The organism is Shewanella sp. Arc9-LZ (genome assembly GCF_010092445.1).
Taxonomy (GTDB): Bacteria; Pseudomonadota; Gammaproteobacteria; order Enterobacterales; family Shewanellaceae; genus Shewanella.
Genome location: NZ_CP048031.1, coordinates 1,994,852 through 2,016,094, shown reverse-complemented (window position 1 = coordinate 2,016,094; position 21,243 = coordinate 1,994,852). Strand labels below are relative to the sequence as shown.

At 40.7% G+C, this 21,243-nt stretch carries 35 protein-coding genes; 12 read left to right on the top strand and 23 right to left on the bottom strand.

From position 1 onward, the window contains the following. Nucleotides 1-77 precede the first annotated feature (77 nt). The 3 genes from GUY17_RS08705 to GUY17_RS08695 form a co-directional block, all read right to left on the bottom strand. On the bottom strand, nt 78-839 hold the full coding sequence (locus GUY17_RS08705) for a HEPN domain-containing protein (RefSeq protein WP_162022891.1): 762 nt from the start codon (nt 837-839) through the stop codon (nt 78-80). Between the two features lie 216 nt (nt 840-1,055). Further along, a complete protein-coding gene (locus GUY17_RS08700) occupies nt 1,056-1,286 on the bottom strand; it encodes a hypothetical protein (protein ID WP_217351068.1) in 231 nt (76 codons plus the stop codon). Nucleotides 1,287-1,724: 438 nt separating this feature from the next. After that, nucleotides 1,725-2,231 carry a hypothetical protein gene (locus tag GUY17_RS08695; protein ID WP_162022890.1) on the bottom strand — a complete coding sequence of 169 codons (507 nt, stop codon included), beginning with the start codon at nt 2,229-2,231 and terminating at the stop codon, nt 1,725-1,727. Between the two features lie 365 nt (nt 2,232-2,596). On the opposite strand from GUY17_RS08695, the gene GUY17_RS08685 reads away from it, so the two are divergent. Next, entirely contained in the window at nt 2,597-3,181 is a 585-nt protein-coding gene (locus GUY17_RS08685; RefSeq protein ID WP_162022888.1) for a Rha family transcriptional regulator, read from the top strand. 166 nt (nt 3,182-3,347) lie between these two features. Here GUY17_RS08685 and GUY17_RS08680 read toward each other — a convergent pair whose 3' ends face one another. The 18 genes from GUY17_RS08680 to GUY17_RS08590 all read right to left on the bottom strand — a co-directional run bounded on the left by GUY17_RS08680 (nt 3,348) and on the right by GUY17_RS08590 (nt 15,434). Further along, nucleotides 3,348-3,719 (bottom strand): hypothetical protein, encoded by a 372-nt coding sequence (locus tag GUY17_RS08680; RefSeq protein WP_162022887.1) that lies wholly within the window; start codon nt 3,717-3,719, stop codon nt 3,348-3,350. Between the two features lie 393 nt (nt 3,720-4,112). Next, nucleotides 4,113-4,487: a hypothetical protein gene (locus GUY17_RS08675; RefSeq protein ID WP_162022886.1), complete on the bottom strand. Its 375-nt coding sequence runs from the start codon at nt 4,485-4,487 to the stop codon at nt 4,113-4,115. A gap of 111 nt (nt 4,488-4,598) precedes the next feature. Next, nucleotides 4,599-4,937 carry a YkvA family protein gene (locus GUY17_RS08670; protein ID WP_162022885.1) on the bottom strand — a complete coding sequence of 113 codons (339 nt, stop codon included), beginning with the start codon at nt 4,935-4,937 and terminating at the stop codon, nt 4,599-4,601. Nucleotides 4,938-5,356: 419 nt separating this feature from the next. After that, the gene (locus GUY17_RS08665; RefSeq protein WP_162022884.1) at nt 5,357-5,707 is read right to left on the bottom strand and encodes a hypothetical protein; all 351 of its coding nucleotides are present in this window, start codon (nt 5,705-5,707) and stop codon (nt 5,357-5,359) included. Nucleotides 5,708-6,069: 362 nt separating this feature from the next. After that, complete coding sequence (locus GUY17_RS08660) at nt 6,070-6,936, bottom strand: TIR domain-containing protein (protein WP_162022883.1); 867 nt, start codon at nt 6,934-6,936, stop codon at nt 6,070-6,072. A gap of 211 nt (nt 6,937-7,147) precedes the next feature. Then, entirely contained in the window at nt 7,148-7,399 is a 252-nt protein-coding gene (locus tag GUY17_RS08655) for a hypothetical protein (protein WP_162022882.1), read from the bottom strand. A gap of 110 nt (nt 7,400-7,509) precedes the next feature. Next, nucleotides 7,510-8,082 (bottom strand): ion channel, encoded by a 573-nt coding sequence (locus GUY17_RS08650; RefSeq protein ID WP_162022881.1) that lies wholly within the window; start codon nt 8,080-8,082, stop codon nt 7,510-7,512. A gap of 174 nt (nt 8,083-8,256) precedes the next feature. Beyond that, nucleotides 8,257-9,249: a serine protease gene (locus tag GUY17_RS08645; protein WP_162022880.1), complete on the bottom strand. Its 993-nt coding sequence runs from the start codon at nt 9,247-9,249 to the stop codon at nt 8,257-8,259. Between the two features lie 757 nt (nt 9,250-10,006). Next, nucleotides 10,007-10,375, bottom strand: coding sequence for a hypothetical protein (locus GUY17_RS08640; protein WP_162022879.1), 369 nt, complete (start codon nt 10,373-10,375; stop codon nt 10,007-10,009). Then, the gene (locus GUY17_RS08635) at nt 10,362-10,607 is read right to left on the bottom strand and encodes a helix-turn-helix transcriptional regulator (protein WP_254439889.1); all 246 of its coding nucleotides are present in this window, start codon (nt 10,605-10,607) and stop codon (nt 10,362-10,364) included. The genes GUY17_RS08640 and GUY17_RS08635 overlap by 14 nt, the downstream gene beginning before the upstream one ends. Nucleotides 10,608-10,634: 27 nt before the next feature. After that, a complete protein-coding gene (locus GUY17_RS08630; RefSeq protein WP_162022878.1) occupies nt 10,635-11,894 on the bottom strand; it encodes a site-specific integrase in 1,260 nt (419 codons plus the stop codon). A gap of 2 nt (nt 11,895-11,896) precedes the next feature. After that, nucleotides 11,897-12,118, bottom strand: a complete 222-nt coding sequence (locus tag GUY17_RS08625) for a hypothetical protein (protein WP_162022877.1) — start codon at nt 12,116-12,118, stop codon at nt 11,897-11,899. Beyond that, nucleotides 12,111-12,776 carry a replication protein P gene (locus GUY17_RS08620; RefSeq protein WP_162022876.1) on the bottom strand — a complete coding sequence of 222 codons (666 nt, stop codon included), beginning with the start codon at nt 12,774-12,776 and terminating at the stop codon, nt 12,111-12,113. The genes GUY17_RS08625 and GUY17_RS08620 overlap by 8 nt, the downstream gene beginning before the upstream one ends. Next, complete coding sequence (locus tag GUY17_RS08615) at nt 12,773-13,528, bottom strand: helix-turn-helix domain-containing protein (RefSeq protein WP_162022875.1); 756 nt, start codon at nt 13,526-13,528, stop codon at nt 12,773-12,775. Before GUY17_RS08615 ends, GUY17_RS08620 begins: the two co-directional genes overlap by 4 nt. 160 nt (nt 13,529-13,688) lie before the next feature. After that, nucleotides 13,689-14,339, bottom strand: coding sequence for a hypothetical protein (locus GUY17_RS21195; RefSeq protein ID WP_254439888.1), 651 nt, complete (start codon nt 14,337-14,339; stop codon nt 13,689-13,691). Between the two features lie 83 nt (nt 14,340-14,422). Continuing rightward, a complete protein-coding gene (locus tag GUY17_RS08600) occupies nt 14,423-14,626 on the bottom strand; it encodes a hypothetical protein (protein ID WP_162022874.1) in 204 nt (67 codons plus the stop codon). A 1-nt stretch (nt 14,627) separates the two neighbouring features. Then, on the bottom strand, nt 14,628-15,221 hold the full coding sequence (locus GUY17_RS08595; protein WP_162022873.1) for a toxin YdaT family protein: 594 nt from the start codon (nt 15,219-15,221) through the stop codon (nt 14,628-14,630). A gap of 27 nt (nt 15,222-15,248) precedes the next feature. Next, nucleotides 15,249-15,434 carry a Cro/CI family transcriptional regulator gene (locus GUY17_RS08590; protein ID WP_137225729.1) on the bottom strand — a complete coding sequence of 62 codons (186 nt, stop codon included), beginning with the start codon at nt 15,432-15,434 and terminating at the stop codon, nt 15,249-15,251. A gap of 104 nt (nt 15,435-15,538) precedes the next feature. Between GUY17_RS08590 and GUY17_RS08585 the strand changes: the two genes are divergently transcribed. Further along, nucleotides 15,539-16,225 carry a S24 family peptidase gene (locus GUY17_RS08585; protein WP_162022872.1) on the top strand — a complete coding sequence of 229 codons (687 nt, stop codon included), beginning with the start codon at nt 15,539-15,541 and terminating at the stop codon, nt 16,223-16,225. Nucleotides 16,226-16,227: 2 nt separating this feature from the next. Here the strand turns inward: GUY17_RS08585 and GUY17_RS08580 are convergent, their stop codons facing one another. Next, nucleotides 16,228-16,644, bottom strand: a complete 417-nt coding sequence (locus GUY17_RS08580; RefSeq protein WP_162022871.1) for a hypothetical protein — start codon at nt 16,642-16,644, stop codon at nt 16,228-16,230. A 151-nt stretch (nt 16,645-16,795) separates the two neighbouring features. Between GUY17_RS08580 and GUY17_RS08575 the strand changes: the two genes are divergently transcribed. Genes GUY17_RS08575 through GUY17_RS08535 form a run of 10 tightly spaced genes read left to right on the top strand, consistent with a single transcriptional unit; the run spans nt 16,796 to nt 19,956 of the window. Beyond that, entirely contained in the window at nt 16,796-17,119 is a 324-nt protein-coding gene (locus GUY17_RS08575) for a hypothetical protein (RefSeq protein WP_162022870.1), read from the top strand. Then, entirely contained in the window at nt 17,116-17,277 is a 162-nt protein-coding gene (locus GUY17_RS08570; protein WP_162022869.1) for a hypothetical protein, read from the top strand. Before GUY17_RS08575 ends, GUY17_RS08570 begins: the two co-directional genes overlap by 4 nt. 8 nt (nt 17,278-17,285) lie before the next feature. Continuing rightward, nucleotides 17,286-17,621 (top strand): hypothetical protein, encoded by a 336-nt coding sequence (locus GUY17_RS08565; RefSeq protein WP_162022868.1) that lies wholly within the window; start codon nt 17,286-17,288, stop codon nt 17,619-17,621. A gap of 21 nt (nt 17,622-17,642) precedes the next feature. Beyond that, nucleotides 17,643-18,167, top strand: coding sequence for a hypothetical protein (locus GUY17_RS08560; RefSeq protein ID WP_162022867.1), 525 nt, complete (start codon nt 17,643-17,645; stop codon nt 18,165-18,167). Continuing rightward, the gene (locus GUY17_RS08555; protein WP_162022866.1) at nt 18,164-18,811 is read left to right on the top strand and encodes a hypothetical protein; all 648 of its coding nucleotides are present in this window, start codon (nt 18,164-18,166) and stop codon (nt 18,809-18,811) included. The genes GUY17_RS08560 and GUY17_RS08555 overlap by 4 nt, the downstream gene beginning before the upstream one ends. Then, a complete protein-coding gene (locus GUY17_RS08550; RefSeq protein ID WP_162022865.1) occupies nt 18,808-19,071 on the top strand; it encodes a PapB/FocB family fimbrial expression transcriptional regulator in 264 nt (87 codons plus the stop codon). Before GUY17_RS08555 ends, GUY17_RS08550 begins: the two co-directional genes overlap by 4 nt. Beyond that, complete coding sequence (locus GUY17_RS08545) at nt 19,072-19,374, top strand: hypothetical protein (protein WP_162022864.1); 303 nt, start codon at nt 19,072-19,074, stop codon at nt 19,372-19,374. It begins immediately after the preceding gene. After that, a complete protein-coding gene (locus GUY17_RS08540; RefSeq protein ID WP_162022863.1) occupies nt 19,371-19,613 on the top strand; it encodes a hypothetical protein in 243 nt (80 codons plus the stop codon). The genes GUY17_RS08545 and GUY17_RS08540 overlap by 4 nt, the downstream gene beginning before the upstream one ends. After that, the gene (locus tag GUY17_RS21285; protein ID WP_259395480.1) at nt 19,610-19,735 is read left to right on the top strand and encodes a hypothetical protein; all 126 of its coding nucleotides are present in this window, start codon (nt 19,610-19,612) and stop codon (nt 19,733-19,735) included. The genes GUY17_RS08540 and GUY17_RS21285 overlap by 4 nt, the downstream gene beginning before the upstream one ends. Then, the gene (locus GUY17_RS08535) at nt 19,735-19,956 is read left to right on the top strand and encodes a hypothetical protein (protein WP_041412895.1); all 222 of its coding nucleotides are present in this window, start codon (nt 19,735-19,737) and stop codon (nt 19,954-19,956) included. The genes GUY17_RS21285 and GUY17_RS08535 overlap by 1 nt, the downstream gene beginning before the upstream one ends. On the opposite strand, the gene GUY17_RS08530 is transcribed toward GUY17_RS08535, so the two are convergent. Then, nucleotides 19,953-21,164 (bottom strand): site-specific integrase, encoded by a 1,212-nt coding sequence (locus tag GUY17_RS08530; RefSeq protein ID WP_162022862.1) that lies wholly within the window; start codon nt 21,162-21,164, stop codon nt 19,953-19,955. The genes GUY17_RS08535 and GUY17_RS08530 overlap by 4 nt on opposite strands. Nucleotides 21,165-21,243 lie beyond the last annotated feature (79 nt).

The window sequence follows — 21,243 nt, the reverse complement described above, 5'->3', positions numbered from 1 at the left end:
ACTCAAATAAAAACTTAAATTGCACGTTAAAAGTGTCAACGCCTAATGTAAAAATAATCGTGGGTGGCCATGTTTCGTTACTTATTATGTGCCATTTTACTTTCAATGATTTTTTGTAATTCATCAGAAAATATTTTTATATCTGATATTGCCTCATAAAGGTCATGAGGCAATATATCAATTACTTTATTTTCTTTGGTATAACCATTTCTATGAACGATATCATGTCTTATTTCAACAATTGATTGCACCTTCGAAATATCTAAATTTATTTTACAACCTAGTGTTTTTTCGTAAACACCGATGACTTTATCTATTTTATGAAATAGCATTTCACTAACACATCTAATTGCTAACGCACTTAAATCTGTACCGAAGTTTGTTAAATCAGAAAGTGAATACCTTGCGTTTTTTAGTTGATCAATACGAGTAATAGCATTATTTAAATATACCGAATTTTCAGACATTAAAGCTTTTAATGTATCACCTAAAAATGCCTCAAGCAGTGTTACTGAATATGAGTACGACATTTTAATAACAAGGTTTTCATTTAGAGGCATTTGTTCAGAAAGTGATTTTTGGGCAAGTTTCTTAACGGTTCCTAACTCTTTGGTAAAATTGTAATATATATCGACAGAACCATTTTCTTTTAACCATTTGATCTCTGAAATCCACTCGTACTCGTCATTTAAATGATCTTGATACGCTGAATATTCTAGCAATAGGTCTTGCCATTCTTCTGATTCAAGTGTCAAGTCTTGATCGCTCAATCTTTCACGAATCCATTCTTCAGCTTGCTCTTCTTGTTTATCAAATAAATATTCTTTAATTGAGCTCAAAATACTTCCTTATGGTACCAAAACATAACGAGGCTGTAGAATAACTCTAACAGCCAAATCCAATTAAAAAACGAGTTCCTGAAATCAATCCTAAGCGATTTTAAGACATTAGGTAATACATTTAAAACCCATAAATAGGCTGTTTTTCTTAAAAAAGAGAAATTCTACAGGCGCAATGAAAAAGCCGTCGCCGTGCCTGCGATTATTAAGTGCTAATTACCGGATTTTTCTGGCATATCCCTTTTTGACTACTCTACCGATATAGCTATTTAAGCCTTGCCCGGCTCTTGCTAGTCTATGCATTTCGTTGATGCTGGCGGCACCGGCACTTTGATTCGTGTATAGATAGACTGAACCATCACCGAACTGAACGGTGATTTCGCCTTCTCCAATTTCGTATGCAACAACATTCGAGTTCCCTCCCAAGTTTTTATAACGTTCCATCATCACTTCCTTTTTAGTTGATACTACTTCGATTTGGAGCTCAGGCCCCTTAACAGCTTAATGAACGATTCGACCGATAAAGCCGCCCGTTTAAGTTATTGATGCGCATAACCTTAAATTTTACATGTCTTTAAAGTAAAGCAATTTAATGGCTATTACACTCAAATAAAAAACTTAAATTGCACGTTAAAAATGTCAATATTAAATGTAAGTGATAAAAATAATAATATCAACACATTAGAGCAAGGCGTTACCGCAACTAAACGGTTAGCTTATTATTGCCCATTATTTGCTAAATCTTTAAAACGCATACGTTTTGCTTTAGGCAGCCAATAGCCGTGTGATCAAAGGTTCGCGATTGCGTCTAGCTGTATTTATAAGATGGGGTTAAATTCGAACTAAAAAAAGGCCACCTCGGGGTAGCCATATTTATATTAAAGTTTAAAGCTGTTTAAGCTCATCCCTTAACGATGCAATTTCTCTATCGATTGATTCAACTTCGGTATTGGCCTGCTGCATTACAGCTGTCATTTCCTGTGCGAGGCTTTGTTGCCAAGTTGCGCCAGCTAAATTATTGTTTGCGCGATTACCTTTAGACCTAAGTTGAGCAATTCTTCTATCTCGACTGATAAACGCTTTCTTTTTATCTTGTTCAAGATTTTTAATTAGCCGTTCTATTTTTTGCTTTCTTAGATAAGCAGAAAAATTTTGCTTTTTAGCTGCACTTTTAGTGTCAGATTTATCACTAATTGTAGGGCTGCTTTCGCTTTCGACAATACCAACGTCACCAGACTGAGAAACAACACTGCCCACTCCACTTAAGTCAAGGGGCAGGCTTTGTTCATCACAAGGGTCTGCTTGATACTTGCCATCAGCACACTTATACACTTCTGCTATAACGGGGTTTGCCATCATGGCAATAATAAAAGTTAATATTTTTCTATCCATAGAACACCACCTTGTTGAATTGATTTGATTCTACAACGAGGACAACCTAAAAACAAAAACCAAATTACAAAACTCAGTTAAGCGATAACAAATTGACAAATGCGCCTAAGTGGGGCGATACTAATTAGGTATTGGCAAAATCCAATGCCGGGATTCGAACCCCGCAGTATCACAGGCGCAATAGTCGCCAGCCTTTCGTGCTGGTTTTTTATTGCGTGACTCGGCGCACCACTACTATGGTGGGCTGGGTGAGGCAGCCATTTGGCTGGCCGTTCCTGTGACGGTAGTTCGAACCTTGCTCAGCTCATCACCCAATGATTCGAACCGTTTGGTGATGATTACTCTCGAACACAGGAGTGTCACCCATGAACTTACAACAGTCTAAAAATTACCCTGCACAACTGGTCTTTATCAACGGCCAACAAACCATTACCAATTCACTGATCGTCGCTGATTATTTTGGCAAACGTCATAGTCATGTTTTACGAAAAATTGATGAAATACTTGCTGATGCGCCAAGTGAATTTACGTCAGCCCACTTTTGGGCTAACGTGCAAAATCAACAGGTTGGCACCAGTCAGCGTGATTTAAAGTGCTACCACCTGACCAAAGACGGTTTTATGTTTTTAGTCATGGGCTTTACCGGTGCCAAAGCTGCCGAACTCAAGATCAACTTCATCAATGCCTTTAATGAAGCCCAAAAGCGACTTAGCCGCACTCAACACCCTTTTGAGCGTCAGCGCATGATGTTTACATGGGAAGGCGGCAAAATAGTGAGCTCGCAACCGATACATGATGACCAGTTTGTCACCAGCCGCGACAAATTAGTGCAGTACATGCGCGAACCCCGCTTTTTATCTCTTGAGCAATTGCTAGAAATCAGTGAAGCCGCAAACCAACAAATAGCGACACTAGCAAGATTGGCAGAGAAACAAGCCCGTTTACGCTAAAAACACCGCTAAACGCCCATAAAAATGGCTACATCAAGTAGCCATTTTTTGTTAGGAGGTAATTAGCGTATAACGCCGCCAGCAGCGGAAAAAGCTTGATGGCGCTTTTGTTGCGTCGTTTGCAAAAAAAGTGACAGCGAGTTTTTGTCCGATTTGACTGGCCTTGTTAGCTCTCACTTTGCACCCTAAATGTAGATTTATCTGTAACCTCATCAATCCAAGCCATGTAAGGGCTTGAATTAAAATATCTGCGGAAGACTCCAGCTTCAGGGAACTCTGTATCGCCAACAATTAGTTGAATCTTTTCCGGATTACCCGATCTGTTGTTGACGAAAGTTTGTAAAATTTCCCTATCGCCAAGTGCAGAATACTTAATAAGGAGAGCTCTCGTAAACTGAAATGCCTCATCAGAACTGATGCGATGATTCGGAACATGTTCGTGAAACAACTCGACAAATTCCCCAGCATTGTATTCAAAAAGACGAAAGCACCGTTCGCTCGATTTCAACTGGCTGCATACGCTATAACTTGTGTTCATCTGAGATCCCATAGACGGAGCTAACGTTTTAGTATTTGTGCGTTGCGCTGTTTGCATGGCACAAATCGGTTGTTGGACTTGGCCGTTGCCGAGTCCAGGTTAATGGGTACGCTTTATGCTATAGGAATTTGCTTTTTTTTGATGCCGGCTCTGGGCTGCAAAGCAATGTTGAATTGATTATGAGGCTTGATTTGTATGTGTTCAATTGCAATTCCCTTGTCATAGTGGTGTTCCATCACACTTTTTTAAGTCTAACTGATTCAATGAGGTTAATACACTCGATTGAGTCAGCATTTGGCTCCGCGCAGCGGCTTAGTTCAACGCCCGCATTTGCGGCGACTGAAGTGAAGCGTAAGGGGTCCGGCAGCGATAGCAGCGAACAACATGCGCTTGTTAGTGCTTTGTTGAATAGTATTGATAGATACCTCCGCCTAATAACGAAAAAACTGCCAAAGCTGCTGGAACTTTCATTGATGCTAAGCCCCAAGTGGAAAAATCTATACTAGGGCCTAGAAAAATCACATACACAACAAGGAGGATATATGTTGTGATGGCGAAAAACCCGGCAAACCACCATTTTTTTACGCTAGAAATTTTAACGCAGATGTAGCCCGCTATCACGATTAAAAGCAGCTGTACGATATTTGCCAAATAGCTATCAATGGCTGATTTTTCCTCACTCCAATAGTGCAGCAAAATAAGGACATGAGCCAATGCAAGCACGCCAAAGAATAGAGTGGATATAAATACTGCAATTATGTTTTTCATATAGTATTGAGCACTAACGCCTCATTAAGAGGAAATTTAAAGTTGGCTAAAATGTTGAACGCAGTGAAAACAGCCAACTGTAAATTTTCCTGCTTTAATGTTTTGTTATGTTTAACTAAACCACTGCTTTAGCGTTTCTTTTGCTTTTTCTGCGTGCTCTTTTTTTATATAAGCTGCTACAGCAGCCGTTGCAGCGACAAGAACACCTAAATCATCAGAGTAACCAACAATAGGTGTTATATCTGGAATTGCATCTATTGGTGAAACAAAATATCCAAGAGCACCATAAACCGTAGTTTTAGCCCAAATTGGTGTATCGGAATCTTGAGCAGAATAATAAAGCTTTAGTGCTGGTTCTAAAACAGTTTCCCCTGCGACTTTTGCAAAGTTCTTAGTTTTATTCCAAAAACTATCGTCACTAAATTCTTTTTCAAATTGACTTTCTGACATTGTTAATAACTCCATTTATGATTGAAAAATATAACAGCTTATTGAACGGCTCGACTGATAAAGCCGCCCGTTTAAGTTATTGATTAATATCATCCTACGTTTTCTATGTCTTTGAAGTAAATCAATTTAATGGCTATTACACTCAAATAAAAAACTTAAATTGCACGTTAAAAGTGTCAACATCAAATGTAAAAAAATAAACCAAACAATATCAATACATTAGAGCAGCCCTATTTTTCTCAACGTAGTCCTTTAGGCTGCAAAAAGCCACAGCAAAACGCCCATAAAAATGGCTACATCAAGTAGCCATTTCTGTTTGAAAACCTCATAGGGTATAACGCCTCTTAATGACTTGTTAGGGTTGTTATGAATAATGATTCTTCGAGACTTATTAAAATATCAACACTGTATACATCATTCTAACAGGTTTCAAAATATCGTAGAGGTATATCGCTCTTAGAGCATGGTATTACTTCCGTATACAATATTTCAGTCTCAATATCAGGATTATGCCTACCCGTTTGACTAATACTACTTTTATACAGATTTTTCTCATGGACATTATATAGCGGTAAAATCCCGTATGTATCGCTTACCGAATACGGTCGATATTCTTCTAGTTCATCTATAATCTTTCCGCTTGCATTTATAATAACCCCCGAAATAGATTTCCTAAAAATATTTCCGTCTTGATTAAAATGACACCATTTATCAGTATCTTTTTCTGACAAAACAACCAAATATTTTGATGTGCCAATTTTCCAGAACATATGTATATGACCCTAACGTTTTAGTATTTATGCGTTGCGCTGTTTGCATGGCACAAACCGCTTGTTGGACTTGGCCGTTGCCGAGTCCAGGTTAATGGGTACACTTTATGCTATAGGAATTTGCTTTTTTGATGCTAGCTCTGAGCTGCAGAGCAATGTTGAATTGATTATGAGGCTTGATTTGTATGTGTTCAATTGCAATTCCCTTGTCATTGTGGTGTTCCATCACATCTTTTTAAAGTCTAACTGATTCAATGAGGTTAATACACTCGATTGAGTCAGCATTTAGCTCCGCGCAGCGGCTTCGTTCTGCGGCGTGCCGAAGCGCAGCGAAGGCACGTAACAGCCGATTGTTAGATTTATTACTGCTCATTGAGGCGGATTCGATCCAGTATGAAATCGGCCATTTGCACGGGACTGAATCTATTCATGTCAATGTACCCATCGTGCGCAAATACTCCTGGGATTTCCGCATCATCTGACCGAACGAACATAACGGCATGATCGCTCTTATTATTAATGATCCCACGAATCGCACGCCACTCAATGCCACACCATATTTTCCTTTCGTAGTCACCTGAAAGGAACACTACGATCAAATCTGAATTCTTGAGGTAGACAGTTTGAAGTAGACTATCGAGATTTGGGCGCGCTAGTTGTGCTGTAAAATCATCGTCGTAGAAGATACTTCCCGCTGGCAGAGAACTTTTCAATCTATTGACAATGGATAGAACGGATTCTCTAACTTCGCCGGGGAATGAAAATGCAACCTTAAACCTTAGCTCTTCAAGTTTGCCCGTTCGCCCCACTGGATTGATGAACTTGCGATCAATTAACCCGGCTGAATGTAACAGCCCAAATAAGTCTTTATCTTTTACAGCCCAGTGCGTTCGATTCATTTCCCACTCACCTATATCCAGCAGGTTGCGAATAGGCACTATTTCAGAAAACGGAATTGGGGGAATATCACTCTCAAACTCATATTCGAACATGATCGAACGGCTTCTCTCCTTTATGGAGCGAATATATCCGACTCGCACTGGTTCACTCTTACCTTCATAAGCAAATAGGCAAGGGAATGATTTTAGCAATTCAATGTGTTCAGCTGTAAGAACCTTAAATAGAGTTTTCTCTTTATCGTTAGTATGTTCAAGAAACCTATCTCTTGTGTACTCATAGGCGGGAAGTTCCCATGCCCCATCATGGGCAGTCACTAAAAGGTTGTACATTGCTCATGGCCCCTTGAGAAATCTAACAAGACTGTAGAATAACTCTAACAGCCAAATTCAATTAAAAAACGAGCTCCTGAAATCAATCCTAAGCGTTTTTAAGACACTAGGTAATACATTTGGAACCCATAAAACAGGCTGTTTTTCTTAAAGAAGAGTAATTCTACAGCCTCAACGCCTCATTAAGAGGCTAAAAACAGTTGGTTATATTTTATTTTGGAGGTGGAAGGCCATTTCCATCTTTATCATTTTTAGGTGACATTTTTTTAGAGAGAAAGTCTTCTATATCTTTATCTTTACTATCATCTTTTTTTTGTAGAGTTTTACTATAAGATTTTGCTTCATCTTCATTCCCAAAGGTTTTCATTACATTCCCTTCCGCGTCCAAAACATCAAACAACTCTTTTTCATTATCTAGCCTATTTTTTACCGGATAATTATTTACTGATGCGTCTGAATCCAAGATATTACTCCTTTAAAATATAACGCTTACATAAGCGGAAATTTACAGTTGGCTAAAATGTTTGAGGAACGAAAAACAGCCAACTGTAAATTTTCCGTTTAATGTTCTTGTTAGTTTTTGTCTTGCAACTCTACTCTTTTTAAAGCGATTGAAGCAACTATACCTGCGAAAACTGCAAACCCCATAAAACCTATAATAGATTGGATGGTTGCAATAACCTCTGCAACAATATCGTTAGGAACTATATTACCGTAACCCAGTGTTGTGAGTGTTACGGTACTAAAGTAAAAGTGTTTCCAAGTGCCTTGAATTTCATTTCCACTCGCATCAACAACACTCCCAAACATATAAAGACAGGCAAATAATGCTATATAGTTGAGAATAATAAAAGGAACACTAATTTTTAGCATCGCGGAGTCATAAACAGGCTGAGAAGATTGCTTAATTATCAAAGCCCAAGGCTTATAAACACCTTGTGAAAACCAAAAGCCAAAAAGCATAAATACTATATAAGGCCAAGGTGAATACCAAGCTGTAGCCCAATAAAACAAGTGAGTAAAAAGAATAAAGATTAAAACAGATGCTCTAATTCGAAACTCTGAAGAAAAGGCAAATTGGGCGAATCGAGTTTTAGCTAACCAATGGGAACATTTGATTAATCGGCTTTCTTCTTTATTTTCCATAACTTAATTCAAACTCCGATCAATGGATTAACACTGAGAAAACTAACGCCGCGTTAAGCGGACAAAAATTGTGGGTTATAATGTGTAGCGAAACGTAACCCACTGTTTTTTTGTTCCGTTTAAACGCCTTGTTATGTTAATTTTCACACATTTCACGTTTATTATTTAATATATTCAGTTCATTGGAACGCGTGAAATTTCATTACCATTTGAATCTGTTCTTATCATCACCCCTGACATATTCTCTAGAAATTTTTCATAATATTCATGAGGTGCAAGCGGTTCGTGATAAGGCATTTCACCAGAGACATGGTTCTCTATTAAATCGACTAGAGTGTCGATATGCCAGCATTTCCCTAAAGCTAATTCTTGAAGTTTTGTTGAACCAACAACTCCAGAATAGACCCCTAGTATGTTAAAATTCTTTACCTTCTCATTAGTTACATCATTTTCGTCAAACTCTAATAATGCTGATGTATCGCCAGCATTTATCCGTTTAATTATGTCATTACCTTTCTCATTTTTTGCGGTCATTACATCTACATATTCACTTATTACCACAGGGGAACCTGACATTCCAGGGCGACTCATTGAATCAATCAAAATTAATTTATCTGCTATTTTTAATTTTGGTTCTGTGGCTATGCTACCTCTTTTCCACACAGGCAGATAATAATGATTACTATCCCCAAAAGCATCAAATAATTGATCTTTACTAAATGGGTAACCAAGAATAAATGCGTCTGTTCCGACCGTTTGTTTTATTTGAGAAGAATCTAATTTTGATAATATATCGAAAACGTAGAAATGCTTTTCTACTTCTCTTGAAATTGGTAAAACTACTATATCTACAGCATTTCGTTCAGGATGCTCATCCCAAAGTGGCTTCAAGTTTTTATCATATAGTGGAAACGAAAGCTCGGTTAAAGTGTTTTCCTTGCTAATAACTGTAACCTTTAATATTTCAGGAATGCATACTCCTGTCATTTTTGAAGGCTCAGAAGGATTAAGTCCTGTAACCACATGCCAATTGGTAACTAATAATATTTGATCTTTTGTTTTTACAAAAAAACCCGTGGCATGAGATCTCTTGACCATATCCCCATTACGTCGATCGAAAGCATAGCTTTCGATATATGTTGTTACTCTTGAAAGTTTGTTTATCATTTTAAATTTTCTTAAATAATTTAATTATAGTGGATGCGGACTCATCAAAAACATTTTGAACATAACAGCTTACTGAACGGCTCGACCGATAAAGCCGACCGTTTAAGTTATTGATTTATATCATCCTACATTTGCTATGTCTTTGAAGTAAAGCAATTTAATGACTCTTACACTTAAATAAAAAACGTAAATTGCGCGTTAAAAGTGTCCGCATTAAATGTAAAAAAATTAAACCAAATAATATCAATACATTAGAGCAGCCCTATTTTTCTCAACATAGTCCTTTAGACTGCTTTTTGTTCACATATTCTTATTATGCCCTCAAAACTCATTATAACTGTACATAAACACAGTACAGGTCACGTAAAGGGGGAAGTTATGACTGACACAAAATATTTAGCAGCAAACTAAAGCTATGGACACAAAGATTTAAGCGATCAAAAGTTGCGGTTTAAGACGATCAAAAGTTGAGTGGAATTGTGCATCATCAAATGTAGGGTAAAACACTATTAATTCATTAACTTAATAGGTTTATTTTTTAGGTAAAATTGATTGGCAGAGATCAAGCCTATAAAACAACAACACAACCCCCTAAATTTTTCATATGTAGTGAAGCACTGCGCTTGTCCCCCCCCGCAGTGCACCGAGCCAGAAGGACCCATTAAAAAAGTAATGACGAGTAAAAACAAAAGCTACATAAAATTAATCACTTATCAAAAATCACACTGTCACCATCAATAATATTTATAATCACAACTCACTCCACTAACCCTACCTCTGCCCTTCTCAACCAATACAAATAAGACTTCTTGCTATCGAATCCCATCAAGGCCCACTGCCCTTTGCTGATGTAGTGCGTTCTAATGGCCCGTATACATTGTGGTGTTAACCGTTCAATCATCACATCGAACTGCCTAACCTCACGTGGGGGCGTTATCTCGACCACTGCCGAACTACCGTAAACAATCACTTCACCTAACTTGTCGCACTGGCTTCGGCTTGCGAACCCTTGACCATATTCTTGATGGGCCCAATAGTTACCCCAGCGTGTTAACCCATGACGCAACGCTTTCATGTTCAGCGTCACTTGTTGATGCTGCAGCTGCGGCACATTAATCTTCGCCATCAATCATCGTCCTTATGTCATCAATCCCTAACTTAAACACCTGGGCGCATATTGCCGAAACATCATCAAATGGCACTCTCACATCACCCCGCTCCCAACGCTGATAAGTCCGTTCACTTACCCCGTAAATCTCGGCCACTTCGGTCTGGGTTAGCCCGCGAATATTCCTGCCTGTTTTCAAAAAATCAAACCCGCGTAATGCCATTTCGCCCCCAAAAACCTCTAATTGCATATTCTTCTAATAATGATGCAGTGATCATCACAGCCACCCACTCGCAGTCAGGGTTTGACCGTTCTCACTTTTCACTGACGATCTAGGCAATATCTCGGGCGCAACAGAAGAAAACCCACGATAAATTAAATATTGATGATATTGCTCTAACGCTAAACTCATGCCCTTATCCAAGGTCGATTTAACGTACTTACGCAGCAACACAGGCAAGGCATGATTCAACAAACGTTCACCAATCATGGTATCGACACCTAAGTCAGCAACAATGGTCCTGAACAATCGACGTAAATCATGACTAGTGAAATGTTTAAAGCGGATTTGAGTGTGCCAATCATGAGCACAACGAATGGAAATAGCCCCACTGGTGCCAGGGAACAAATACGCGCGTTTACCAACATGCTTAAGCTGCCAACATTTATAATGCTGAATAAGTGCCTTAGCTGAATCCGTCATCGGTACTCGATGTTCTTCTTTGTTCTTGGCATTACTGGCCGGAATAACCCAATAATCACCTGCAAAATGTTCCCACCGAGCCAAACGAGTTTCGTTAATACGAGTACCAAACATCATCATCAACACAAACAACATCTGCACCGGCATCACCACTGCACCTAAACGAGTAAACAACTCGGCCAAATCTGACTCAAACAAGCGCGTATCCATGGCATCATTCACTTTGATTGAATACGTCACTCGATAACCGGCTAACGGATTAGTGTTAATCAAACGAAGCTTTGAAGCCGCAGCAAACACCGCCTTAAGCTTATTCACCACCTCACGAATATACTTTGGCGCAAACCCCTCAACCAACATCGGTTTAACCAAAATGCCGTCAACCGCAATAAAACTGACTTCATGCAATCGAACATCAGCCAACCGAGGCAACAGGTGACACTTGATCATCGACTTAATATTGCTTCGCCAACTCTTGCTGTAGGTCGTGTTATTGGCAATATGTTCCTGGTACCACTCAAGCAAACTGCCAACCGAATCAAACTGGCCTGTCACCATGCCGCCCACATTACGTTTAGCCAACATCACCGGTAAATCAGCACATAAGGTCTTAATACACATGCTTGGCCAAGTGCCCACCTTTTGCCAAACTGTCTTACCGTTTTCATTCAATACCAAATGAACACTCGCCCGCGTTCGGCCAGCTGCAGCACGTAAACGAATTTCAGGAAACTGCGGATCACGATAATCACGACTCACCCCAGCGCGTAACCAACGCTTTAACGCCGCATCGTTTAACTTGCCAACCTCAACACCAGATGCCGCCTTTACCATAATCAGGCCACCAACCTATATTCCCAAGCGGTGCACTTTTCACGGCGGCGCTTTTGCTTAACCGAATTGGGCAACTCGCGCCAACGGGCACTTAACGCGGTTTCGCTATCGTGCACACCAAACTGGTCAAAACACTGTTGTTGGATTTCGTACAAGGTGAGAAAACGGTCACCGCTTAAAATCCGCATCAAACGCTCTTTTTGAGTCAAAGATTGATTACTCATCGTTAGCACTCCTTAAGCCAAGTTGACGCCTAAACTTTGCCACCAACGCTTTACCCTCAGCAGGTTCAATCCTGCGGGTAGCACGAGTCGGTAACGCTTTAGGCAACTCAACATCAACCAACTCACCATTGCCGTATTTACGACATAAAATCTCGTATTGGCGGGTAAACATGGTTAATACGTCTTTTTCAATGCCGGTAGCAAACAACCAGGTACCACATTGGCGCACAGCCAAGCCAACAACATCATGGCTCCACTTATGGCCCACTACATTGTGATAATGGCGCTTAGCCTCACGATATGCCGAATCTAAATCAGGTAAACCATAGTCATAAGCCGTTGGCTGACACCACAACGCAAACTGGCGTGGTGTTGGCCAAAACTGGCGATCACCCTGCTCGCGTCTTGCCCGAGTTAATCCCATTTGCACTTGATCACGGCTACTCACACCTTGAACGGCAAGCGTTTTAACCCACTCGGCTTTGTGCAACGACTCAACATCATCCTTAGGCGCACCAACCGGAAACAACACGCGCAGCTTTGCAAACACACTATCGACAATCGCCACATCCATTTCAGACAGCTGGCGGCTTGAGCCATTGCCCTGCATAGCGCCAACAATTGAACCGGTATTAACCAATGTTTGAATAGACTTCATATCAATGGATCCTCTGGGTCAAAAACTGAGTGACTCCAATCGGCCTTAATCGCCTGTTTAGCAATCAAGCCAGCGTTAACTAACCAATCGAACTCAAACCCAATCCAGCAACGTGAAGCGCACAACTCAAAAACGTCATCAACAGAACAACCCGCAGCAACCGCTTTCATCAAATGCGGTGCCAGGCGATTAACCGCTGTTTGGGTTAACTTGGCTTTTTTCTGTTTGCGAATGGCTAACCAGTCTTTAAAAACTTGGTCGCTTGGCAAATCAGGCCACTTTGAAAAATCCAAAGGTGATTTTTTCGATGTGGTGACTACATCTTTTAAAGATTCATTGACTGGTTCTAAAGTGACTGGTTCTGGGTGCAGGAGATTCACTAGGGGTAGTGCAGCAGATTCACTAGGTAGTGCAGCAGATTCACTAGGGGGTAGTGCGACAGATTCACTAGGTAGTGCAGCAGATTCACCACCTAATCCTGTATTTTCATCAAAATCCAGATGAAAAACATTAGACGAATTACCCTTAACACCCTTGCGATATTCACGACGCAAAAAGCCCGACTTTTCGAGTTTTTTAACATGGTCCATCACGCTACGACGGCTCATTTCACACTGTTCAGCAATGTAATTATAACTAGGCCAACACTCGCCCTGGTCGTTCGCGTTATCCGCCAATTTCAATAACACCAACTTGCGCAGTGGATTACCCACCTTCGCCTTCATGGCCTTAACCATTAATTCCATACTCATGGGCGTAATCCCCACAAAATCAACTCAGCAAACGCTAAATTGACGTAACACAAATGCTTGCGTAACATGTAATTGCCTCTCTCTGTAGGTATTAACCCCGTTCGGTCGCCAAACTTAAGCGGGGTTTCTTATTTTCAAAACACACATACAAAAAAGTTGATCATTCATTTCTGCTTTCAACATAAATATCTCGCGCCAAGTTAGTCCGTAACTGATAATAAATATCTCGCCGCTTGATGTGCTTTGCCTGATTAACTGGGTCTATTCTAGTTTCTTCAATAGAACGCTCCGCGCGCTTTTCTTGCATCAGCAAATAACCCATAAACCAATCCACGCTGACTTGTGGTAACAACAAGGTATTTGAATCACCTAACAGCACTTTACTCACAATCTTGCCCGCAATAGCCTCCAAACGGTCTGCCTTAACCTCAAGCAATTCGGGTTCACGCTTTAACACATCAATAATTCTGCCAACCTGTGAACGGCTAAAATTATCTAACGCAGTAAATCCATAAAAACATGCTAAATCATGCTTAAATTTGACTTCGCACATTGGTGTATTCTGCTTATTCAATTCAGAATCAGCTTGATTACACGAAGTAAGTTTATCGAGATAGTACAAACAATGTGGTGGTTGAAAACCTTGGACAATAGCCGCCGCATAGATACCCGCAACTTCTTGTGAGACTGGTGCATAACTTTCGTGAACCTGATCTCCCAACCATCGGGTGAAATGATATTTTTCGCCCGTTTTTTCAATAACCCACTTCTCTTTCTTTTCAATCAAACTGTTATCACTTAACTGAGTCATCACCCGCCCCCTTAAACATCAAACAAAAACCAACGGTTAATATCACTGCCAACACAAGCCAAACTAAAATAAATGACCACATATCAACCTCGTTTACGCATCTGTACACTGCGCTGTAAGCGCTCATAATCATCACGACAATCTGCATCACAAAAGCGTTCAGCCGTCGGTGACTCGCAATAAAAACAACGGCCAGTCAATGGCGGTAAAATCGCTTTCGCCTTGGTTAACTCGCTGGCTAAATGCAGTTCAGCTATTTTGTTAGCTTCATCAACGTTATCAGCCATACTAACCAGCCGACTTAAGTGATTTATTGGTTAAATAAGGGAACTTACGCTCAAGCACATCCAAAGACATTGATGTCACCCCGCGAGATTCACGTAGTTCACGGTAAGCGGTTTCAACTTGATGACGGCTTGGATTAATGCCTAAACGAATAACAGCAACTTGTGCATCACAGTTTTCTTTGGTTAACGTAGCCGCCATGTCATCTGCACTTAACGACATAGCATCACTCACATGGTCAACAACAACGGTCACGCCAACCATGCCGTAAACATCGTTTAAATACCCAATGCGTAACTCAACTGGCATCGCCGCCAATATGGCCTGTTCAACATAAAACAAACGCTCAGGTACCGCGTTTTGGTCAGCGTACTGCCCAAGCCAACGGAAAATCTTTTGCGCATTCACTCGAGCATCGTTGTAAATATCATCCGAGTAGGTAAACGAAATCCCCTCTTTAGCCAATACCGTCGCTAGCTTTAAGTCATCGACCGCCTGCACTACCGCAGTGGCCAACGCCGAACGGCTGACTTTAGGTAATTCAAGCCACGTATTAATGGCTTTCATCAATAAATCTAAACGTGATCTTTGTTTCATGCTTTTTCTCCATGCTTACGATTAAAATCAACTTACTTGCTCAAGCTGTGGAATATCTGCTTTTAAAACACCTTCGGTTAATCGTTCAATCTGATAAGCGCGTAACTCAGGCACATCATCAGGCCACTGTGAAATGGCGCCTTTCGTAAGCCCTAAGTTTTTTGCCAACTGACTCTTAGAACCAAAATACAAAATTGCGTCTTTTGTTTTCATAACAACTCCAAATATTCACCAAACACAAGGTTAAGAAAACTATACCAATAAGTCAACAAAAAGGAGCAGATTCTTAACCGATAATTAGTTAAGATGTCTAAACTATGATGAATGAACGAATTAAAGAACGCAGAAAGCTCGTAGGGTTAACGCAGCCAGAGCTTGCTAAGATGATAGGCGTAACAAAAGCAACCATTTCACAATGGGAGTCTGCGGCTACCTCGCCTAAAGGTGAAAACCTTTACAATTTAGCAAAGCACCTGCAATGCGCTACAGATTGGCTTCTTTTTGGTAAAGAATCAAAACCAACAAGCAATGCCGAATGGGCTGGTCCAATGGAAACATGGGATAGCAACACCCCGCTAAATGATGATGAAGTAGAGATACCGTTTTATATGGAAGTAGAACTCGCTGCTGGACATGGCATCGCTGAAGCACCTCATTACAATGGCCCTAAATTGCGCTTTGCAAAATCAACATTGCGTAAATCAAGTGTTGATCCAACCAATGCCGCGTGTGTGCGTGTTAGCGGTAATAGCATGGAACCGGTATTACCCAACGGCTCAACCGTCGGGGTAGATACATCACAAACAGACGTGATCGACGGTAAAATGTACGCCATTAATCACGATGGTATGTTACGCATAAAAACCCTATACAAGTTACCTGGCGGTGGTTTAAGGCTTCGCAGTTTTAACACCGACGAGTGGCCAGACGAACGCTACGAAGGCGAAATCATCAAACAAATCAAAATCATCGGTAAGGTGTTTTGGTATTCGGTGTTGCTTTAAATCTAATCCTGCCAATTAACAACAATCCCATCTTTGACGTAGGCATATCGCTGATAAATACCTTTCTGAAAAACCCATTGTTCAGGCCCATACGCTGAGCGGTTTATTCTCCTCACTGTGCCCCAACTAAACTCCAAAGCCTTAACACTCATACCGACTTCTACTTTATGCGATTTAATCAGTTGATTCTCAAAGTCGCTAAATTCAGATGGATCATAAGGCGCTGGTTGATAAGGTTTGTACTTCTTTGAGGTATCATTTTGGATGACAACTTTTACAGTGCTTTGATCAACGCCTTCAGGACATGGTATATCCTGCATCACAAGCTTCCCTTCTATTTCGCACTTATAAATATCAGCACTCACAGGTACTGGTATAGCCAGAAAAATCGAACTCAACATCAAATATTTACTAACCATAAACCCTCCTTAGTTCAATCATTAATTTATACCATCATTAAGTCAAAAAACTAGCAAAACCCAAAAAGTATAGAAATCTTTACTTTTTACCTTGACTGATGTGTATAGTTATCTTAACCTTTAGCTGTACCCAATAACTGAGGACGGCAAAATGATACTGACAAAAACCCCTACAACAGACAAACAACGTGCTGAACATTTCCACCTGGTCAGTATTCGTTTTGCCTGCCTGCTCACCACCAAACAAGACCCAATGGACTGTGAACGTGTTGCATTGCGTGTAGCAAAACTTGAACGCCAATTAATGCATAGCAATCCAAGCCAACTGTTCATAAGCCAATTTGAAAACCAAGCCGGTGAACTCGGTGACAACCTCGCCATGCGTTACAACCACCACTCTGGCCGCATTACCATTTGGCGCAATACCCCATTACATCAAAGCGGCAAAGTGTTCCAACTGAGGGCGAGTATATGAGTGCAGCAAACGAATACTGCGATCGTGAAATAGCCAAGTGCAAAGACATGATCCGCACTTGGCCCCACGAAGCACCATGCCTTAAGCGCTTAATTAAAGGCTGGCAACGCACTAAACAACAGTTACAACAAAGTTCAACGGTCAAAGAAGTTTTGTAGGGGTTTCTATGTTTTTTGTATTCGGAGTGAGTGAAACATTAGTTAAGAAAGCAGCTGATAAAAAGTGCAGCAGGTTCACTGGTACTTATCCAAATAGACGAGAACTCACTATTGAAGAATACCAACAAAAGCTAGCTAAAACCCGTGATGAACTGTTTTTCAAAATGAAAGTACAAAAACTAAGCCACAGTTTATCGACCCCAAGCTTAGCTAAGCAGTATTCAGAGTTAACAAAAGCACAAGAAAAGTGTCGAGATATAGAAATTCGATACCGAAAACCAACAGGAAGTATCAACCCTAAAACCAAAAAAGAAGTTTTGGAATGGGCAACTTACATAGGCTAACAATCGAAGAGAGCAGCGATTATGAGTTACTTCAAAATTACCAACAATAACGCAGTACAAGCATTTAAATCATTTGAAACAAGCAAAGCGGAGTTTATTGAACAAGCAACTAAATTGGCAACTCACTTCGGTGGTAAACCTATTTTTAGCAACCGAGTTGAACGAGTTTCATTTGCTGGAATCAATTTCCACAACTTTAACCAACTTGAAAAAAATCACCTATGGATGAAGCCTAAAGCGGCAAGTTCGTTTGCTTCATCACCTAAATACGGCAAACCGAAAGCTGCTGACCGCGAGGCATTAGAAGCTATCAAAGCTAAATATAACGCCATGGTTCCCGATGAAGTATCACGCGAACCGCTTCTGGAAGCTATCGGCACTAACTCGGGCAATTGTTTCTTTACTCCTCTTTCACTGTTTCTTCACGATGACGTTATTTATCTCAACACCCGCCTTAGTCTTGCTGATGCAACAGAGATATTCGGCAGTGAGTATGATGCAGCTAAAAGCGCTTATGACACGGCTAAGATTGAGGTAGCAGCATGAGCTATTCACAACTAATCAATGACCCTCGCTTAGATGGGTACACCCAAAGAATGCGCAATGGAAGCACTCAGACCTTTTACCACGGTGACGACCATCGTGACTTTGAGCGTTACCGTGCAGAGGGTGGCCCATCAAACAGCAGTGAGATAAAAATGCACGATAAACCCGACACTATCTATATCGAACCGCCTGAAAAACACATTTACGCGGAGCTTATAGACGGTCAATGGTACTGGGTAAATGGCTGCGGATCATGTAACGGTAAACAGCGTGATTGGACGACATATATTGAATGCGACAAACACAACGTATGTGCTAGCTGTGGTTGTAGTCGTTCACAACTAACAGAGGCACCTTGGGGCGGTAAAAATGGTTGGGTTTGTAAACCATGCGCAGATAAAGAGGATACAGCTAGAAAGGAAAAGGCTTTAGAAAGAGTTGCTGATTATGAATATAACGAGTGGGATTTTTATAGTAATGATGAAATCACCTGTCCTCACTGTAAAGCAATTATTGAATCAGATTGTGATGATTATGAATGCGATAGTGACGATCGCGAGTGCCATGACTGTGGCAACACCTTTGAGCTAACAGCAGTGCACACTGTTACATGGACAACTAAACGCAAGGATGAAGCAGCATGAAATACCTGATTCAAGGCGGTGAAAGCGCTGAACGCCTGCAGCTGCTATTGCAACTCACCAATATTGAATCGCCCGACATAGTGGCCGCATTACAAGACCACTTCGTCACAGGCCACCAAGACTCGGTGGCAGCTATTCGAAACAAAGTTAAAAAAAGCAATTTATCACGGGCAATAGCACGATTAGAGCAAGTGACATTCACAGTCGAACAAATCAAAGAACTGGATTGGCAAAAACTTAAACCAGGCAAGGTGGCGTAAATGAAATCGAAAGCAGCGTTTAACCATATCTTAGGCCACTATCGCGCCCAAAAAGTGGGGTTGCCATTTAATATCCATAGTGGCGACCGAATCAAAGTGGCCATGATACTTGGTGCACTTGATTGTCTTTATTGGCAAGCATTGGGCAATGGCCTAACTAATCTCGCAAAAGGGATTGGTAGAACGATTATTCATTCTTACAAGTACCACCAAATTCGATTACCTGGTCACCCTGTAGCGGGTTACCAAGTTAACGGTTACCCAAAAATAGACTTAAAAGCGGTATTAGGCGGTGCAGCATGAATAAGGTAACCAAAACGTTCAGTACAAAACAAGGTGTGGTCACGTTATCAACCCCGTTCTTCACGCTAATGCACGAACAGCAGCAAGTTGAAGCAACTTATAAACCCAACAACTACAACGGCTGGGGTATGTGCAAAACGTTTAACGCTAGTGAAGTCAGTAACTTTACCCAAGCAGATGCTGAGTTATTTGCGACAACCGCCGATTCAAAACTACGACTACAGGGGTATGCAGCATGAAAAAGTCAGACGTTATCAAAGAAGCATTAAAACAATGGTATGCCCTTCCCCGGGATCAGGTCGGCTCATGCCAGCATTACATGAAAACACTAGCAGAAAAGCTTAAAAAGGAAGGTCAATAATGAGTAATTTAAATCAACAAGAAAGTCACACCAATACAGGAATACAACAAGAACCATTGTTCCTCAACACCAAAGAAGTCATGGTGCGTTATCGGATCGGCTCTACTGCTACATTATGGAAGTGGCGCAAAACTCTTGGTTTCCCAAACCCAATCCATAATGGGCGATTTTACAACATACAAGCACTTAAAAAGTGGGATGAAGAGCAATTGGCATCTTAAGGCAAGGTATCCAACAACATTGCATTTCTATCCCCTTTAGCAGACAGCAGCAGTTTTTCCGTCCACATTTGGTATGCTGCTGCTTGCTCATCTAGCCAATCATGCTTGTTATAAACAGCCATCACACCACCAAGGACATGACCTAGCATTTTTTCTGTTACATGCGGCAAAACACCAAGCTCAGAAAGTCTCGTTGAAATAGTTCTTCTGAAATCATGCAGTCTCCAGTCTGGAATATCTACTCTTGGTCTGATTTCTCTGACTAATTTATTAACCGACGCAATACCAACAGGTCTTTTAAAGTCATTTGGTGCAGGAAAAGTCCATTGAGAGCGATGTAAAGACCATTGTTCTTGAAGCAGATCGAGTAAAGCTGGGCTTATTGGCCGCCTGATAGGTTGGTTAGTTTTACTGTTAACAACCGGAACAGTCCACACCATGCTGTCTAAGTCAAAATCAGCACGACTTGATTTAAGTAGCTCAGACACCCTCGCCCCTGTCATCATGCAAGCCTTTATAGAATTGGTGATGGTTCTTGTTGCTCTTGTTTTGTCTAACTCACGCCAAATTTTCCCGCATTCGAGTACGGTTAACACTCGAGAGCCAACTGTGGAGGCAGAGCCAATGTCTGATACTCTAAGCTGTAACACATCAACCGATTTGATTAATTGTCTTCTTACAGACCAATTTAGTATTGTCTTTAACTGTTTCAGTATCGCGCCAGAGGTTACTCGACTCACTTTTGATTTCTCATCAAAAAAGTCAATCCATTCTCCAAGTGTAATATCATCAACTAACCTATCATCAAAAGCATCAAACAAATGCACACGAAAACATGATTGATAGGTAGCAATCGTTCCAGGTTTTAACGAACTACCTTGTTTAAGTAAAAACTGTTCGCAGCAATATCTGACATTCACTTTGCCTCTTCTTGTATTGCGTTGTTTCCAATACACTCTTGGATCTGTATCATTCGCTAATGCGTTTCTCAGTTCAGGTACGAATTTTCGAGCTTCAGATAATTTAACATCAGGATAGCGACCTAATGTTAGACGTCCAACAGAAGAACGAAAACGGAAGCGGTACTGCCAAGTTATAGTGCCGGCATTACTAATGCGGACACTTAAACCGTCACGGTCAGCAATCTCAGGCTTACCAGTATATGGTTTTCCGTTTATAGAACGTAACTGCGTGTCAGATAAAGACATTTAAAAAATCCGTGTACAGATTTATTACTCGATATAATGAGTTTATGACACAAAACCAAATATGTACACACAGGTGTAC

What these genes read in the sequence shown, in the direction of transcription:
- GUY17_RS08700 (WP_217351068.1), bottom strand. Translation starts at nt 1,286, where the DNA reads ATGATGGAACGTTATAAAAACTTGGGAGGGAACTCGAATGTTGTTGCA.
- GUY17_RS08560 (WP_162022867.1), top strand. Translation starts at nt 17,643, where the DNA reads ATGAGTTACTTCAAAATTACCAACAATAACGCAGTACAAGCATTTAAA.
- GUY17_RS08575 (WP_162022870.1), top strand. Translation starts at nt 16,796, where the DNA reads ATGATACTGACAAAAACCCCTACAACAGACAAACAACGTGCTGAACAT.
- GUY17_RS21195 (WP_254439888.1), bottom strand. Translation starts at nt 14,339, where the DNA reads ATGACTCAGTTAAGTGATAACAGTTTGATTGAAAAGAAAGAGAAGTGG.
- GUY17_RS08615 (WP_162022875.1), bottom strand. Translation starts at nt 13,528, where the DNA reads ATGAGTATGGAATTAATGGTTAAGGCCATGAAGGCGAAGGTGGGTAAT.
- GUY17_RS08535 (WP_041412895.1), top strand. Translation starts at nt 19,735, where the DNA reads ATGAGTAATTTAAATCAACAAGAAAGTCACACCAATACAGGAATACAA.
- GUY17_RS08600 (WP_162022874.1), bottom strand. Translation starts at nt 14,626, where the DNA reads ATGGCTGATAACGTTGATGAAGCTAACAAAATAGCTGAACTGCATTTA.
- GUY17_RS08565 (WP_162022868.1), top strand. Translation starts at nt 17,286, where the DNA reads ATGTTTTTTGTATTCGGAGTGAGTGAAACATTAGTTAAGAAAGCAGCT.
- GUY17_RS08670 (WP_162022885.1), bottom strand. Translation starts at nt 4,937, where the DNA reads ATGTCAGAAAGTCAATTTGAAAAAGAATTTAGTGACGATAGTTTTTGG.
- GUY17_RS08665 (WP_162022884.1), bottom strand. Translation starts at nt 5,707, where the DNA reads ATGTTCTGGAAAATTGGCACATCAAAATATTTGGTTGTTTTGTCAGAA.
- GUY17_RS08625 (WP_162022877.1), bottom strand. Translation starts at nt 12,118, where the DNA reads ATGAGTAATCAATCTTTGACTCAAAAAGAGCGTTTGATGCGGATTTTA.
- GUY17_RS08555 (WP_162022866.1), top strand. Translation starts at nt 18,164, where the DNA reads ATGAGCTATTCACAACTAATCAATGACCCTCGCTTAGATGGGTACACC.
- GUY17_RS08545 (WP_162022864.1), top strand. Translation starts at nt 19,072, where the DNA reads ATGAAATCGAAAGCAGCGTTTAACCATATCTTAGGCCACTATCGCGCC.
- GUY17_RS08620 (WP_162022876.1), bottom strand. Translation starts at nt 12,776, where the DNA reads ATGAAGTCTATTCAAACATTGGTTAATACCGGTTCAATTGTTGGCGCT.
- GUY17_RS08630 (WP_162022878.1), bottom strand. Translation starts at nt 11,894, where the DNA reads ATGGTAAAGGCGGCATCTGGTGTTGAGGTTGGCAAGTTAAACGATGCG.
- GUY17_RS08645 (WP_162022880.1), bottom strand. Translation starts at nt 9,249, where the DNA reads ATGATAAACAAACTTTCAAGAGTAACAACATATATCGAAAGCTATGCT.
- GUY17_RS08675 (WP_162022886.1), bottom strand. Translation starts at nt 4,487, where the DNA reads ATGAAAAACATAATTGCAGTATTTATATCCACTCTATTCTTTGGCGTG.
- GUY17_RS08590 (WP_137225729.1), bottom strand. Translation starts at nt 15,434, where the DNA reads ATGAAAACAAAAGACGCAATTTTGTATTTTGGTTCTAAGAGTCAGTTG.
- GUY17_RS08530 (WP_162022862.1), bottom strand. Translation starts at nt 21,164, where the DNA reads ATGTCTTTATCTGACACGCAGTTACGTTCTATAAACGGAAAACCATAT.
- GUY17_RS08685 (WP_162022888.1), top strand. Translation starts at nt 2,597, where the DNA reads ATGAACTTACAACAGTCTAAAAATTACCCTGCACAACTGGTCTTTATC.
- GUY17_RS08580 (WP_162022871.1), bottom strand. Translation starts at nt 16,644, where the DNA reads ATGGTTAGTAAATATTTGATGTTGAGTTCGATTTTTCTGGCTATACCA.
- GUY17_RS08650 (WP_162022881.1), bottom strand. Translation starts at nt 8,082, where the DNA reads ATGGAAAATAAAGAAGAAAGCCGATTAATCAAATGTTCCCATTGGTTA.
- GUY17_RS08640 (WP_162022879.1), bottom strand. Translation starts at nt 10,375, where the DNA reads ATGGCGAAGATTAATGTGCCGCAGCTGCAGCATCAACAAGTGACGCTG.
- GUY17_RS08540 (WP_162022863.1), top strand. Translation starts at nt 19,371, where the DNA reads ATGAATAAGGTAACCAAAACGTTCAGTACAAAACAAGGTGTGGTCACG.
- GUY17_RS08660 (WP_162022883.1), bottom strand. Translation starts at nt 6,936, where the DNA reads ATGTACAACCTTTTAGTGACTGCCCATGATGGGGCATGGGAACTTCCC.
- GUY17_RS08585 (WP_162022872.1), top strand. Translation starts at nt 15,539, where the DNA reads ATGATGAATGAACGAATTAAAGAACGCAGAAAGCTCGTAGGGTTAACG.
- GUY17_RS08680 (WP_162022887.1), bottom strand. Translation starts at nt 3,719, where the DNA reads ATGAACACAAGTTATAGCGTATGCAGCCAGTTGAAATCGAGCGAACGG.
- GUY17_RS08570 (WP_162022869.1), top strand. Translation starts at nt 17,116, where the DNA reads ATGAGTGCAGCAAACGAATACTGCGATCGTGAAATAGCCAAGTGCAAA.
- GUY17_RS08595 (WP_162022873.1), bottom strand. Translation starts at nt 15,221, where the DNA reads ATGAAACAAAGATCACGTTTAGATTTATTGATGAAAGCCATTAATACG.
- GUY17_RS08695 (WP_162022890.1), bottom strand. Translation starts at nt 2,231, where the DNA reads ATGGATAGAAAAATATTAACTTTTATTATTGCCATGATGGCAAACCCC.
- GUY17_RS08635 (WP_254439889.1), bottom strand. Translation starts at nt 10,607, where the DNA reads ATGCAATTAGAGGTTTTTGGGGGCGAAATGGCATTACGCGGGTTTGAT.
- GUY17_RS21285 (WP_259395480.1), top strand. Translation starts at nt 19,610, where the DNA reads ATGAAAAAGTCAGACGTTATCAAAGAAGCATTAAAACAATGGTATGCC.
- GUY17_RS08550 (WP_162022865.1), top strand. Translation starts at nt 18,808, where the DNA reads ATGAAATACCTGATTCAAGGCGGTGAAAGCGCTGAACGCCTGCAGCTG.